Raw genomic sequence first — 15,324 nt, forward strand, 5'->3', positions numbered from 1 at the left:
ATAATAATCAGTTCAAGTTGTGTTTACTCGATTAACCACTTTTCTGCTGCGTACGGTGGTGGCCGTGGTTATGCACGTGACGGTTTGGTGTTGGTAAACGACTTGCGACAGCAAAAATTGAAGTTTGGGTGATTGAATACATAAAGGCACCTCCTCTAAGACTTCGTGAACTACATATTCACTTTAAGACTATGAAAAAAAGGTGCCAATTTTTAGAAATAGACGGAAATAAATTTACCCCTCTATTATTACGCTTCTTCGATCGCTAGCGTTGCTGAGCGATGAAACATTCTAAGTTGTTGAATTTCCTCTTTCCAGATCGTCGAATCAATGGTTTCCAAGATAAGAGGGATACCATTAAAGCGAGAATCAGAGGCAATATACTCAAAACAATCCCAGCCAATTTTGCCTTTTCCTAAAGAATGGTGTCTATCGACTCGGCTCGCGAACTCAGCTTTTGAATCATTGATGTGCATTGCTCTTAGATAGTGCATGCCCACAATGCGGTCGAACTCTGCAAAAGTATGGTCACACGCAGCTTTTGTTCGTAGGTCATAACCAGCAGTAAAGGTATGGCAAGTGTCTAAACACACACCAACACGCGACTTATCTTCTACTTGATCTATGATCTCCGCTAGGTGCTCAAATTTCCAACCAAGATTACTGCCCTGTCCAGACGTATTCTCGATCACTGCGACCACATCTGGCACAGCTTGATGAGCTAAGTTGATCGATTCGGCGATCTTAGCCAAACATTCGCTTTCTGAGATTTTCTTTAAATGACTACCCGGGTGAAAATTCAGTAGCGTTAGTCCAAGTTGATTACAACGCTCCATTTCATCAATAAAAGCAGCACGTGACTTCTCGAGTTTCTCTTCTTCAGGCGCCCCTAGGTTAATCAGATAGGAGTCATGAGGAAGAATATGTTCAGCAGCAAAGCCCAACATTTTGCAATTGGCTTTGAAGGCACTAATAGTTTTGGCTTCTAGTGGCTTCGCGGCCCACTGTCTCTGGTTTTTAGTAAACAGTGCAAACGCATTAGCACCGATCTCTTGCGCACGCATTGGGGCTAGATCAACACCGCCCGCAGCCGACACATGAGCACCAATAAACTTAATATTGGTTTCAGTTTTAGTTTTGGAGGATGAATTTTTGTTTGTCATTAAATCACTTTACACTTTCAGAATGCATCATAAATCAGGGCTCATATCGGTTGTAGTTCAATAAAAACACAATATATGTAGTAAATTTACACCAAGTAGAGCTGTTAAATATTTTTTATACTTTAAAATATTTTGTAATCACTTTGTTTTCAAAGGTTTTATTGATTTACCTCAATATAATACCCACCATAAAAGAGTGGTTTTTGGTTGTTTTTTGACTTAAATCAATATACACCTTACAAATATTAGGTATATATTAGCCAACTCAACAAAAATCGAAAGTTAACACCATAATCAAACCACATTTAGTGGACTAGGAGATAGTTATGATCCAAGGTATTCAAATTACGAAAGCAGCAAACGATGACCTATTAAACTCAATCTGGCTACTAGATAGTGAGAAGAATGAAGCTCGTTGCGTTGTTGCTACTGCAGGTTTCGAAGCTGACCAAGTTATCTCAGCGGCAGACCTAGGCGAGTACGAAAGCCGTGAAGTTGCAATCGAAGCAGCACCACGCATCGAAGGTGGTCAACACCTAAACGTTAACGTTCTTAAGCGTGAAACGCTAGAAGATGCAGTTGCTCACCCAGAGAACTACCCACAGCTAACAATCCGTGTATCGGGTTACGCTGTACGTTTCAACTCTCTAACAACTGAACAGCAACGTGACGTTATCGCACGTACGTTCACTGAGTCTCTATAATTTTTTAGAGCTTGAATTAAAATACAAAAACGGCGCTCATTGAGCGCCGTTTTCATTTGTTCGACAATTCCGATGAACGTTACGGTTGAACTCGACGAAGTACTGCTTTTAGCGCTTCAAAATCATTATCAAGATCTTCAGACAACAGCTCCATCGCCGCGTGTTTTGCTAGCGGGCCTGGCAGTTCAATATCTGTACCTAAAATATCATCAACCACTTCTTTGAACTTCGCTGGGTGCGCTGTACATAGGAACAAGCCAGTTTCGTTCTCTTGCAGTTGCTCTTCCAATAGACGGTACGCAATCGCACCATGTGGTTCACATAGGTAACCTTGTGCTTTTAGGTCGCGTACTGATTCAGCGCTCTGCTCGTCAGATACTTTACCCTTGCCTAATGTATCTAAGCCCCAACCTTTCAGTTGGCAAAGCTCTTCGATACGAGGCCAGTTGTTCGGTTGGCTTACGTCCATCGCGTTCGATGTTGTTGCAACGGTCGGTTTTGGATCCCATTGACCTGTTTCTAGGTAACGAGGAACCGTGTCATTTTCGTTGGTTGCTGCAATGAAACGCTTAACTGGTAGACCAAGCGCTTTCGCTAACAGACCAGCCGTTAGGTTACCAAAGTTACCACTTGGCACAGAGATAACAAGATTTTCACGTTGCTCTTTAGTCAGCTGAGAAGCCGCTTCAAAGTAGTAACAGATTTGAGCCATTAAACGGCTGATGTTGATTGAGTTTGCTGAGTTTAAGCCAATCTCTTTACGCAATTCAGCGTCATCAAATGCGTCTTTAACCAATGCCTGACACGCATCAAAGTCGCCATCAATCGCGACAGTGTGGATATTCTTACCTAGTGTACAGAACAGCTTTTCTTGCAGTGGGCTGATCTTGCCTTTCGGGTAAAGGATCACAACGTTGATGTCTTCCATGCCATAGAAAGCATGTGCAACCGCCGCACCAGTATCACCTGATGTTGCCGTCAAGATAGTGATTTGACCGCCATCAGAAACCGCTGCCAAAGATTGAGCCATAAAACGGCCACCGAAATCTTTAAATGCTAACGTTGGACCGTGAAACAGTTCAAGTGCATAAACACCGTCTTTCACTTGGTTGATCGGAGCTGGGAATTGGAACGCCGCATCCACTAGTTGATCAATCGTCTCTTTCGGTAATTCATCACCGATAAGCGCTGACAAAATCTTTGAGCTACGAGGGACAAAGTCCTCTGCAAGTAGTGCATCGATGTCATCGAACTTAGGCAGCTCTGATGGGAAAAATAGACCTTGATTACGACCTAAACCTTGACGAACGGCTTGGCCAAAAGAGACTTGCTCATCGTTTTCTTTGATGTTGTACAGCTTCATAACTCACTTCCTGTAACGATCGAACCCTGCTTATCTAAGCGACAAACGTGGACGAATCCTTCTTCATTTTGTACGTAATTTTGTTCTAACCAACGTGCAACACGCTCGGCGACATCTTGTTCTTTGCAAATGCTAAACAGAGTTGGGCCACTACCGGAAATACCAGTAGCCAATGCACCTGCCGACAACGCGTATTTACGAGCATCAGCAAACCCTGGAAGTAGTCTCTCACGATATGGTTCAGCGATCACGTCTTTGATCATCTTCGCCGCCAGTTCAGGTTGACCTGAGTGACACGCGTGGATAAAGCCCGCTAAGTGGCGACCATGAGCAATGATATCCTGACGACGATATTGAGATGGTAGGATCTCTCTCGCTTCCGCCGTAGATACTTTAATGCCCGGATAAGCCATCACCCAGTACCAGTCATCAAAACATGGGACTTCTTGGCTAATAATGCCTAGCTCTTCAAGCATAAGCTGCACACCACCAAGGTAACATGGCGCAACATTATCGTAGTGAATACCGCCTGAAATTTTACCTTCCATTTCGCCCATCAGATCAAGCAGTTCAGTTTCATTCAGAGGCTGACCGTGAAAACGGTTTAGCGCATCAAGCGCCGCTACGATTGAACATGCACTTGAACCTAAACCAGAACCAATAGGCATGTTCTTTTCGAGTGTCATTTCCAAAGGCTTAAGCGTAACACCTTTTTTATCTAGCTCTCTAGAGAACACCACCCAGCAGTCGTAGACGATGTTTTCTTTTGCTTCAGTTGGCAGCTTAGAAACAAAGCTGCCTGCTGTTTTTAGTGAGAATGGTTGATCGCCAGCTTTAACCATTACTCGGTCACCAAGCAATGTGCCATCCACTGGAGACACAGCGGCCCCCAGCACATCAAACCCTACACTGACATTACCGATTGATGCCGGAGCATAAACGACAACATCCATATCACTTGAACTCATTCCTAAACTCCTAATTTCCAACCAAGAGTACGCATCACATCAGAGAATACGCCTGCTGCTGTAACTTCAGTACCTGCACCGTAGCCACGTAGAACGAGTGGGATTGGCTGGTAGTAACGGCTGTAGAATGCCAGAGCGTTCTCGCCATCTTTAATCTTGAACATCGGGTCGTCGCCATCAACAGCTGCGATACGAACCTTACATTTACCGTCGGTGATCTCACCAACATAACGAAGTACTTTGCCTTCTTCTGCGGCGATAGCTGACTGCTCTTTGAAATAAGCATCCGCTTCTGGCAAGCGAGCCATAAACTCGTCAACCGTACCTGAATCATCGAAACCTGGTGGCAATGCTTGGTCAACTTCAACGTCTTCAAGTTCAAGTGCCATGCCAGCTTCACGAGCAAGAATCAGCAGCTTACGCGCGACATCCATACCAGACAGATCATCACGAGGATCCGGCTCAGTAAAGCCGTTATCTTTAGCAATGTTGGTTGCTTGGCTTAACGTCATGCCTTCATCAAGCTTACCGAAGATGTAAGACAGTGAACCAGAAAGGATACCGTTGAACTTCTCAAGTTCATCACCTGCAGAAATTAGGTTCTGTAGGTTTTCGATTACCGGCAGACCTGCTCCTACTGTTGTCTCGTACATCAGCTTACGACGTGAGTTACGTGCCACTTCACGAAGCTGATGGTAGTAAGCCATGCTTGCAGTGTTCGCTTTCTTATTTGGTGTTACCACGTGGAAACCAGCCGCTAGGAAGTCTGCATATTGCGCAGCAATACCTTCGCTAGACGTACAGTCAACCAATACAGGGTTGATGATGTGGTTACGTTGAACCAGAGCCGCTAAGCGCGCTAGGCTGAATTCTTCTGTCGCGCTCGACATGCGGTCACGCCACTGTTCTAGCGGTAGGCCATCGCTGTCTAGCAACAAACCTTTGCTATTTGCCAAGCCACATACGCGGATCACGATGCCTTTTTCAGCCAGTTTGCCTTGTTGACGTTGGATTTGGTCAACCAGCTCGCCACCAACACCGCCAACACCCACAACGAATACGTCAAGAAAGTGCTTAGAGTTAAATAGGTTTTCGTGACACGCTTTGATCGCTTCTGAGATTTTATCTTCAGGGATAACCGCAGAGATAGCGCGCTCTGAAGAGCCTTGAGCAATAGCAACAATGTTAACGTTCACTTCGGCTAAAGAAGAGAAAAACTGAGAAGCAACACCGCGTGAAGTGCGCATACCGTCACCCACCAGTGTCACAATCGCTACGTCGTCCATGAATTCAACCGGCTCTAACAAGCCATCTTTGAGTTCAAGTTCAAATGCGTCAGACAGTACTTGCTTCGCTTTTACTTTGTCTGCTGACTCAATACAGAAGCTGATGCTGTATTCAGAAGAAGATTGAGTAATAAGGACAATAGAAACGCCAGCAGAAGACATCGCGCCGAATACACGGCTCGCCATGCCTACCATGCCCTTCATGCCAGGGCCTGATACGTTAACCATCGTTAGGTCACTTAGCGTAGTAATACCTTTGATTGCTAAGTTATCTTCGCCAGTGTCTTGGCCAATCAAAGTACCTGCACCCTGAGGATTAAAGCTGTTTTTGATCAGACAAGGAATGTGGAACTGTGCGATAGGCGCGATAGTCTTCGGGTGAAGAACCGAAGCGCCAAAGTAAGAAAGCTCCATCGCTTCTTGGTAGCTTAATGACTTAAGAAGACGAGCATCGTGTACTAAACGCGGGTCGCAATTGTAAACACCGTCTACGTCTGTCCAAATCTCACAGTAATCGGCACGAAGACACGCCGCCAATACCGCTGCAGAATAGTCAGAGCCATTACGGCCAAGCGTGACTAACTCGCCTTTATCATTACCAGCAGTGAAGCCCGGCATGATGTTAACGTGACCTTGTGGAAGTGGCGATTGACGGAAGTTCTGAGTTGACACATCCACATCCACCATAGCTTCAAGGTGATCACCTTTAGCGTATAGGTATTGAACTGGGTCAATCAGGCTTGCTGGTTGGCCTTTCGCTTCAAGTACCGCTTTCATCAACTGGATTGAGATTCGCTCACCTTTACTGATGATGCGAGCATTGACGTGGTTCGGACACATACCCAGTAGGTTAATGCCGTTCACGAACTGCTTTAACTGAGCAAGAGAGGTATCGACCTGCTCTTGGAATGCCGAACCATCGATAGAAGGAACGGCGGTTTTGATCTCTTCAAACAGTGCAACAAATGATGATTCGATCTCTGCAATTTGCGTATCGGCTTCACCATGTTTCAATGCTGCTTCAATAACAGCGACCAACTTATTGGTTGTTTTTCCTGGAGCCGACAGTACAACAGCTAGCTCTTCTTGCTGGGCATTATTAGCGATGATATCAGCCGCTCGTAAAAAACGATCTGCATCAGCTAGTGATGAACCTCCAAACTTTAAAACGCGCATCCCTTTCTCCATAAGTCATAAAAATGGTACAAAAAAAGGCCTGTATCTTGTTGGATACAGGCCTTTTTTTTAAAATCCGTTACTTAGCAGCCTGCCCCAACAATGTTAATGTCGGTAATAATAATGGTTGTGGTCATTACTAGGTGGCGTACGTGCTGCATATCAAATTCTCTGCTTGTGCTTTACTCTACGTGTATCAATTTTTACCACTAGACGTCAATGAAAAGTTGCGTTTTTTTTACATTCACACCGCTTTTCAGAGCAAACCGCCATTTAAGGGATAAAACATCCCGTTTACACCTTCAATTCAGATACTGGGTTTCCCCTTCAGAACAAGAAAGGTAACTAGGCTCATATAAAGTCATGACAAATTTACATATCACTTGGGCAGCGAACATACAGGTTTTGTGCTTTAATTAACCGATAACGTTTTTAAAACAACAATAATGATATCAGGAGTGGGGAAGTGAAGAGATTGCTTATTCTTTTAACCTTTGCTGCGCCTGTTGTTTGTTCAGCAAATAGCTTGCCTCTGTTGAGCAATCTGCCTCTACTACCCGCTCAAGTTGATCGCTCTTCTCATAAATTCTTTATTTCAACTCAAAATGCCTCGAGTGAAAGCTTTGACACTTGGAAGATCGACAGTGGCTACTCTTATAGCTTGTTTGCTGATGTCGATCTTTATGTCGGTACACGTATTAACAGTGCTTCACTGAAATATGAAAGCGGATTCTTGAGTGGTGTCAGTTATCAATTCTCAGAAAAGGTCTCTTTCAACAGTTCGTTGCATACCTATAAAGATGAAGAAGAGGACAGCGAAAATTCGGTAGCAGCAGAAATTTCAAGCCGAGTACAACTGACTGATAATTTAGATCTGCATGCCACCCTTGATTATGAAGAGTGGCAGCAAGGTGTTGAAGTCGGATTAGGGTTTCGCTTCTAATTCAATAAGCTTGTTACCCATTAACAATTGCGAATCAAATCGCCGTTATGATTCAAGCAACAGCTCCGACGAAATTAACACGCCATTCCAATCTGCATAAATGTAATCACCAGGCTGCACCAACTGGTTATGTACTGTCAGCGTCACGTTCACTTGGCCAACACCACGCTTCTCAGTTTTGAATGGTGATGCACCTAGAGCTTGAACGCCCAAATCCATTTGCGACATCATACCAACATCACGCACAGCACCATTCACAATCACGCCTTCCCAGCCATTTTCTATCGCGAGAATAGCAAGTTGGTCACCAAGCAGCGCTTTCTGGCACGAGCCATTTCCGTCAACAACCAGCACTTTACCGCTGCCGTCGGTTTCTAAAACCTCACGAACCTTAGAATTATCGTGATAACAACGAACTGTTACAATTTTTCCCCAGAACGCACCACGTTGACCAAAGTTCTGTAGCGGCAGGTTCAGTTGGGTAACTTTGCTTTCAAACTCATCACATAAGTCTGGTGTTATATCGTGCATATATCCTCCGTGAGTAAGGCACTACCTATAAAACAAGGTAAACCTCTATGCTTTTATATGTAATTGAACTTAATCCTTTGTTTTCATCATATTATGCTCAATTCAATAATGAATAAAAATTTGATTAAGCATATTTATCTACTAGACTATCAGAACAGCTTGGCTTCCTTGGTTCATTATCATGTCTTAAACAAGTCAGATATGAGAACAATCACGAATAACCATTCTGGTTTGCTATTAAATAATTAACCATAATATCGGTTAAGTTGTAGCCATACTATTAAAGTTTGTTGCGATTCGGCAATTGATGTAAATCAACAAAGTGAATGGAATTAACATTCTCACGTTGTTAGCATGCTGTTAACATTATAGAATCCTCTACAATCACTAAGAGAATGATTAAAAGGCGTACTGGATCTACGTTATTGGGCAATACTTCAAGGAAGGCAGATAACTGGAAGTAAGTGTTTTTTTGAAAACTTTAAGTTATCATCAAAATTACATTACCTGTATGTTATGTTTTTGCCTAGAATTTATTCTATTAGCACAGTTTCGTCACAAATTTAGGTACCGCCAAATGCAAACCCCGCAGATTCTGATCGTTGAAGATGAGCAAGTAACTCGTAACACTCTAAAGAGTATTTTTGAAGCAGAGGGATATGCTGTTTTTGAGGCTAGCGACGGTGAAGAGATGCACCAAGTGCTATCTGACAACCAAGTTAACCTTGTAATTATGGACATCAACCTTCCAGGTAAGAATGGCTTACTACTTGCGCGTGAACTACGTGAGCAAGCAAATGTAGCACTTATGTTCTTAACGGGTCGTGATAACGAAGTTGATAAAATTCTTGGCCTAGAGATAGGGGCAGATGATTACATCACTAAGCCTTTCAACCCTCGTGAACTGACTATTCGTGCACGTAATCTTCTTAACCGTTCAATGAGCACTAGCTCTATTCAAGAAGAAAAGCGTAGCGTTGAAAAGTACGAGTTCAACGGTTGGGTACTAGATATCAATAGCCGTTCTCTAGTTAGTCCAGATGGCGAAGGCTACAAGCTACCTCGTTCAGAGTTCCGTGCTCTACTTCACTTCTGTGAGAACCCAGGTAAGATCCAAACACGAGCAGACCTTCTTAAGAAGATGACTGGCCGTGAGCTTAAGCCACACGATCGTACTGTAGACGTGACAATTCGTCGTATTCGTAAGCACTTTGAATCCATTTCTGGTACGCCAGAAATCATCGCAACGATTCACGGTGAAGGCTACCGCTTTTGTGGTGACCTAGAAGACTAATTTGATTACGCTTCTGCCCGTTTAGTCCTTCTAACCGGTTAGCACTTCTAACATCAGAAGCACAATCAATCGTTATTAAAAAGGGAGATGCCAACGCATCCTCCCTTTTTTATTGATCATGAATCCGAAAGGTCTAGTAGACAGTATCAACCTTCACATCTTTCTCCACTAACCACTTTACGATTTCGCCATCTCTAAGTTGTACTGCAACATCAACAGCTTTCTCACTTTCGATATCTAGCTGCCATACAAAAGCGACTTCCCACTGAGTTTCACTTTGAATTCTCAAATCAAGATCGTCGGCAGTTACCAGTAAGGTATCCGCCCCCTGCTTAACTGTAACACTCTCGACAGCAAGCGTTGCTGGTAATTGAGAGGTTGACTCTAGATAAATAACACCATGCAAAGTCTCATCTTGATCCTCTCCAATCATCGGCATTTTATTTAGCCAAAGGTTGCTTTTCATTGTGACTATCGCGGTTGAGACTTCAACCTGAGTACCTTTTTGCCATTCTACTTGTGGCGTAGAACAACCCGCTAATGCCAACACACATGCGGAAAATGCTAATTTTTTCATTATTCTTCTACCTTTGGTTTAACCAACTTTTTAGGACTTCAATGTCATTCTGATATTCATTATTAATTTCATCCACCCAATCTGAAATATTCTCCCACCACGCAGGCAGATCGGGAGATTGCGCTTTCTGAGCGACTTGCTGTATGCGTTTCAGGCCAATTGAACCTGCCGCACCTTTAATCTTATGCGCTTCAGAAACGATGCTGGCTTGATCTTTCGCGACCATGTTGGAGTTCAATATTTCCATATACTCCGGCATCATATCTTCAAACATCGCTATGCTATCTAAAACCGGTTTCGGCCCAACAATATCAACGTAAGACTCTAGCATATCAATATCAAGCAAAGCGGTGTCAACCAATGAAATAGTAGGCGTATCCTCTGCTACTTTCTCGATAACCTCGGGAACACCTTCGATCAATTTGCTGATCACATCTTGAATAGCACGAACAGACAGTGGTTTACTGATCGCTTCATCCATGCCTTTTTGTAGGTATTCTTGCTTGTTATTTAAAACATTCGCGGTTAATGCGACCAAAGGAGGTAACTGACTGTATTTCTCTCGGTAATACTGGGCGATATCAAAGCCTGTCATGTCAGGTAATTGAATATCTAACAACACCAGATCGTAGTCTTGTGGGTTGAATACGATTTGAGCCTCTTTACCTGTCATCACCACTGTCACTTCGTGACCTAGGCTTTCAAGTAGAGAGCGAGCCACCGTGATATTAAGTTCAATATCTTCGACCATGAAGATCTTAAGATGCGATTGCTTTCGTGGTGCTTTAATGAGTGCTTGAGTGTCGTAATTGACAGGAACTCGAATCGAAACGGTAAAGGTACTGCCAAAGCCTTCTTCACTGGTTACTTCGATGTGACCATCCATCATGTTGATCAGCTGCTGAGATACCGCGAGGCCAATACCTGTACCCACCGCATGCAGATTATCCGTTCCAGATTTCACCTGATAATACATCGCGAAGATCTTCTCGATTTCACTTTCAGGTATACCAATGCCGGTGTCTTCCACTTCCATAGTAATGTTAGCAAAGTCGCCATCAATATCGGCGCTAACTGTCATTACCACACCACCATCTTTGGTGAATTTCATCGCGTTGCTGACGAGATTCCACAGCACTTGTCTCAGGCGAGTACCATCCACTTCAACCGCAGCAGGAAGGTCGGATAATCTTTCTAAATCAAACCTCAACCCTTTTTGCTCCGCCATCAATGCAGAAATACTTTCGATCTCGACAACAAAGTCTTCAAAGTTGATCGGCGTTGGGAATAACTCAAGCTTACGACGATCGAATTTGTCCATATCAATAATGTCGTTAAAAATATTACCCAGAGTCACCGCACTCACCTTGATGGTTTGCATGTGCTTGCGCTGCTCGGTAGTCAGCTGGCTATCTAATAGCATGCGGCTCAAGCCAATAATACCGTTGAGCGGCGTTCTTAACTCGTGACTAATGGTTGAAATGAACGTGGTCTTGTCCCGACTGGCTTTCTCTAGCGACTTTTGATGCTCTCTACGTTCAGTAATATCACGGCCATAGCCCACTAAGCCCAAGTGACGCCCATCTTTGCTGTAAAAAGGCACCTTACGCAGCTCGAAATAGCTTTTTCGCCCATCAGGGTATTCTAGCCATTGGTCATAGGTCAGGGCCTGATTATCAGCAAACACTTTCTTATCAGTTTCAACAACTTGTTGAGCGATCTCTTTGCTGTATACATCCCAAGGTGTCAAACCAACCAGATCTTTTTCTGTTTTTCCAGTGAGTTCTTCAACCGCGCGGTTACAACCTGAAAACACACCATCTTCATTACGATAGTAGATAAGGTCGGGTGAAGCGTCGATAAACGAGCGCAGGAGTGCGGTACGTTCTGCTAATTCAAGCTGAGTTCGTTCACGCTGAAACACCTCATTTTCTAAATCCTGCATCGCTTCAGCACGTGCTTCTTCCGCTTTTTCTCGCTCTTCAATTTCTTGATTAAGCTTCTCGATATTAAGTTGTAACTGGCTATTTAGCTCTTGGTCTCGCTCACGCATATCGCCAAGCTTAGAAACCAGCTTCGCCAATCTTTGACGAGACTCTTCCAGTTGATCAACAACCACTGAAAGAAAATAAACCGCCCATGGTGTAATGACTAAACCGAAGAAAGCAGAACGAATAATGTCGATATCATCAACATTACCTTTGAGTGCGAGGGTTATGCCGACCTGCACAACTACGGCGAGGGCAACAAGCGCTAAGGCAAGCAAGATAGAAAAGCGGACAATTCCCAATTTTACGAGTAGATCCACGTAATATTGAGCAAGATTTTTCATGGGTTTCATTTAGCGCTCCATGCGATAAGACTAGCAGTATTCTACCTTGTTTGAAGGTAGGAGGTAAGCTAGCTACATCACATGCAGCAAGAGATCCAACGCAATATCATGGTTAATGAATCAATATAAATATTAACTAAGCCCAAATGCACCTGTTAACAAAATCACAGAGTTTATAGGGTTAATGAGTTGAAGAAGGGTGCACAATCGAACGATTTCGACCCTCAGACTTAGCTTGGTAAAGCGCACTATCTGCTAAGGCAACCGCCGACTCCATTTCGTCACCGGGCATCGGTATATAAGAGATGATACCGATGCTGACAGTGATGAATTCAGAGACTGTCGACTTCTCATGATCCAATTCCAATTTAAGGACTTCATCATGGATACGCTGTGCCACCAGCTGAGCACCTTCGGTTGTCGTGTTTGGCAGAATAAAGCCGAACTCTTCACCACCATAACGAGCCACGCAATCAGAAGAGCGATTGAGTACCTGCTTAAATGCCTGAGAAACTTTAATCAACGCATTATCACCTTGTTGATGTCCGTAAAAATCGTTATACCCCTTAAAAAAGTCGATATCACACAGCATAATGGTCAATGGCAACTTTTCTCGAGCATGGTAATACCACAATGCCGACAGCTGCTCATCAAAACGGCGTCGGTTCGAAACCGAAGTTAAGCTATCCATGAAACTGAGACGTTCTAGCTCAAGGTTGGCTTCTTCAAGTTTTTGCTCTGCTAGATAGCGCTCGGTAATATCACGCGCCATAATCAACACACCATTTGTACTCGATGCCGGATCCTTAAACGGTGATTTCACCACATCATACCAAGTGCACTCACCATCACTAGAAACAACCTTATCGATATAGCGTAATGATTTGCCTTGATGAAGCACTTGGTGATCAGTATTAGAAAGGCGCATATAAATATTGTTTGGCACTACATCTTGCAAGCGCTTACCAACTAAGTCACTCACTTCAGAGATACCAAGAGCTGTAACAAACGGCTTGTTACACGCTTGGTAAACCATATTTTCGTTAAAGATACCGATAGAGTCAGGGCTTGCTTCTAAGATATTTTGTAAAATGGTGTCACGTTGAGCAAGCGCAACCTCAGTGTCTTTTCGCTTTTCCATTTCGCCACGCAGTTTTTGCTGCATATCATGCCAATCGGTCACATCATGACTGATGGAAAGCGTACCAATCGCTTCCCCATCTTGAGAAAGTAAAACGCTTTGATAGGTTTCCAGCAAACAGCCCTTTCCATCTTGGTCTGTGGTCCATGCTCGCTCACTCACTCGGCCTTTTAGTGCATCATTGGAAACACTCAAAGTGCCCTCTTCAGGGCGACCATACCAAAATTTTTTAAACGAACGATTACTAGCGACCAACTCACCCTTCTGATTTTTCACATAGATCAACTCAGATAAAGAGTCCAAAGCAGTGCGTGCGACATTAAGCTCACGAACCTCTTGGGATAGTTCTTCATTGGTATTGTTATAAGGCGAGGCATGAATCATCCAAGCCCTTTTGCCTCTAAAAAGGATCCTGCGACCAACCAAGTTGATCTTAAAATGCTCAAATTCAGAAAGTGTCCAAATTGAGAGTTGTTCAAATGATTGAGAGTTTATGTGATTGGCTAGGTGATGACGGAAGCTGTTTTCACTTTCTACGGTAGGGAAACGAAAGTTAACGCCAAGCTGGCGGATGCCAAGCAACTGCATGGCTTGGCGATTGGCATATAAAATCTCACCACTTCGAACATCAACAAAATAGAGGGGTGATGGAGTAGCAACTAGAAGTTTTTCTATATGTAACTGATAACGTGAATAAAGGTGCCAGCAGATGAGGATAGTCAGCAATACGATAACGATATAGATGCCGTAGCCATATGCTCTATCCCACAACCAAGTCATAACCAGTTCCATTTACTCTCAATCTATACCATCAATTCTGTAAGGGGGAAATGTTACCACTAATTATAGGGATTATCTGCTGTTACCTACTTTCTGTTCAAATCTATCAATTCCCGCTGTTTAATACCGGTAATCTGTATTCAAATGCAGCGCCCGTCTCAATACCTTGGGCACCCGTCTTGTCTAACGAGCGGCCAATTTCAGTCATCGCTAGCCATCGGTTTTCACACCATAAAGGAGAAAGCAAAGTTGGACGTCGTGCGGCAGAAGAAACTCGATGATAGACCACATGAGCAGGTGTGCGTTGGATAATTGTGCAGGCAATATCAATGTACTCCTCCAAGGTTGGCGCCTCGAGCTTGCCAGCTTTCCACGCCTTAGCCATGGTACTGCCCTCGACAATATGCAGGCCATGCAATTTGATACCATCGGTGCCCACCGCCAATACCTTATCCAAGGTTTCAAGATTATCCGCTTTAGTCTCTTTTGGTAGACCAACAATCAGATGAGTACACACCTTGATCCCTAAAGCACGTGCACGCTGGGTGATCGTTTCATACACCGCAAAATCATGACCACGATTAATCCGCTTCAATGTTTTATCATTTGCGGTTTGTAAGCCTAGCTCAAGCCATATTTCATAGCCTTGCTCCACATAATCCGCCAGCAGTTCCAACACCGAATCTGGAACACAATCAGGTCTTGTTCCTACACACAAACCAACAATGTCAGCACCCGGAGCTCTAAGGGCTTCCTCATACATATTCTTGAGCACTTGTACTTCAGCATAAGTACTGGTGTAAGCCTGAAAATAGGCAAGGTACTTCTTAGCTCGGGCAATTTCACCCGCACGATCTTTTAACTGATCAGCAATACTTTGAATTTGAGTTTGTTCGTCGGCAAATGAAGCGACATTACAGAAAGTACACCCACCACGGCCGATTGTTCCGTCGCGGTTTGGGCAGCTAAAGCCACCGTGCAGTGTCAGTTTGTGAACCTTTTCGCCATAACGGCGCTGAAGGTCTTGGCCGATAGTGTTAACCAACTCGTGTAATTGCATATTTTG

At 43.8% G+C, this 15,324-nt stretch carries 12 protein-coding genes and 1 other annotated feature; of the genes, 3 read left to right on the forward strand and 9 right to left on the reverse strand.

The features are described from left to right. Nucleotides 1-248: 248 nt before the first annotated feature. Nucleotides 249-1,163, reverse strand: a complete 915-nt coding sequence (gene nfo, locus OCV24_RS11705; RefSeq protein ID WP_017056100.1) for a deoxyribonuclease IV — start codon at nucleotides 1,161-1,163, stop codon at nucleotides 249-251. A gap of 326 nt (nucleotides 1,164-1,489) precedes the next feature. Between nfo and grcA the strand changes: the two genes are divergently transcribed. After that, nucleotides 1,490-1,867: an autonomous glycyl radical cofactor GrcA gene (gene grcA / locus OCV24_RS11710; protein ID WP_017059315.1), complete on the forward strand. Its 378-nt coding sequence runs from the start codon at nucleotides 1,490-1,492 to the stop codon at nucleotides 1,865-1,867. Between the two features lie 79 nt (nucleotides 1,868-1,946). On the opposite strand, the gene thrC is transcribed toward grcA, so the two are convergent. Genes thrC through thrA form a run of 3 tightly spaced genes read right to left on the reverse strand, consistent with a single transcriptional unit; the run spans nucleotide 1,947 to nucleotide 6,660 of the window. Next, nucleotides 1,947-3,230, reverse strand: a complete 1,284-nt coding sequence (gene thrC / locus OCV24_RS11715) for a threonine synthase (protein ID WP_150878629.1) — start codon at nucleotides 3,228-3,230, stop codon at nucleotides 1,947-1,949. Then, nucleotides 3,227-4,183: a homoserine kinase gene (gene thrB / locus OCV24_RS11720; RefSeq protein WP_150878714.1), complete on the reverse strand. Its 957-nt coding sequence runs from the start codon at nucleotides 4,181-4,183 to the stop codon at nucleotides 3,227-3,229. Before thrB ends, thrC begins: the two co-directional genes overlap by 4 nt. A gap of 17 nt (nucleotides 4,184-4,200) precedes the next feature. Further along, entirely contained in the window at nucleotides 4,201-6,660 is a 2,460-nt protein-coding gene (thrA, locus tag OCV24_RS11725; RefSeq protein WP_136979055.1) for a bifunctional aspartate kinase/homoserine dehydrogenase I, read from the reverse strand. A gap of 29 nt (nucleotides 6,661-6,689) precedes the next feature. Beyond that, nucleotides 6,690-6,808: a sequence feature (Thr leader region), on the reverse strand. Between the two features lie 318 nt (nucleotides 6,809-7,126). On the opposite strand from thrA, the gene OCV24_RS11730 reads away from it, so the two are divergent. Then, nucleotides 7,127-7,603, forward strand: a complete 477-nt coding sequence (locus OCV24_RS11730) for a ribonuclease regulator (protein ID WP_077679984.1) — start codon at nucleotides 7,127-7,129, stop codon at nucleotides 7,601-7,603. Nucleotides 7,604-7,648: 45 nt separating this feature from the next. Here OCV24_RS11730 and OCV24_RS11735 read toward each other — a convergent pair whose 3' ends face one another. Beyond that, a complete protein-coding gene (locus OCV24_RS11735; protein WP_017056077.1) occupies nucleotides 7,649-8,134 on the reverse strand; it encodes a putative 4-hydroxy-4-methyl-2-oxoglutarate aldolase in 486 nt (161 codons plus the stop codon). Nucleotides 8,135-8,711: 577 nt separating this feature from the next. On the opposite strand from OCV24_RS11735, the gene arcA reads away from it, so the two are divergent. Then, complete coding sequence (gene arcA, locus OCV24_RS11740; RefSeq protein WP_017056076.1) at nucleotides 8,712-9,428, forward strand: two-component system response regulator ArcA; 717 nt, start codon at nucleotides 8,712-8,714, stop codon at nucleotides 9,426-9,428. 133 nt (nucleotides 9,429-9,561) lie between these two features. Here arcA and OCV24_RS11745 read toward each other — a convergent pair whose 3' ends face one another. From OCV24_RS11745 to OCV24_RS11760, 4 genes are all read right to left on the reverse strand, one after another. Next, nucleotides 9,562-10,005: a hypothetical protein gene (locus OCV24_RS11745; RefSeq protein ID WP_017056075.1), complete on the reverse strand. Its 444-nt coding sequence runs from the start codon at nucleotides 10,003-10,005 to the stop codon at nucleotides 9,562-9,564. Nucleotides 10,006-10,012: 7 nt separating this feature from the next. After that, the gene (gene arcB, locus OCV24_RS11750; protein ID WP_150878631.1) at nucleotides 10,013-12,346 is read right to left on the reverse strand and encodes an aerobic respiration two-component sensor histidine kinase ArcB; all 2,334 of its coding nucleotides are present in this window, start codon (nucleotides 12,344-12,346) and stop codon (nucleotides 10,013-10,015) included. 172 nt (nucleotides 12,347-12,518) lie between these two features. After that, a complete protein-coding gene (locus OCV24_RS11755) occupies nucleotides 12,519-14,270 on the reverse strand; it encodes a GGDEF domain-containing protein (protein WP_150878633.1) in 1,752 nt (583 codons plus the stop codon). A 94-nt stretch (nucleotides 14,271-14,364) separates the two neighbouring features. Further along, on the reverse strand, nucleotides 14,365-15,318 hold the full coding sequence (locus OCV24_RS11760; protein ID WP_136997184.1) for a TIGR01212 family radical SAM protein: 954 nt from the start codon (nucleotides 15,316-15,318) through the stop codon (nucleotides 14,365-14,367). Nucleotides 15,319-15,324: the final 6 nt, after the last annotated feature.

Origin of the sequence: Vibrio kanaloae (genome assembly GCF_024347535.1) — a bacterium.
GTDB classification, from domain to species: Bacteria; Pseudomonadota; Gammaproteobacteria; order Enterobacterales; family Vibrionaceae; genus Vibrio; species Vibrio kanaloae.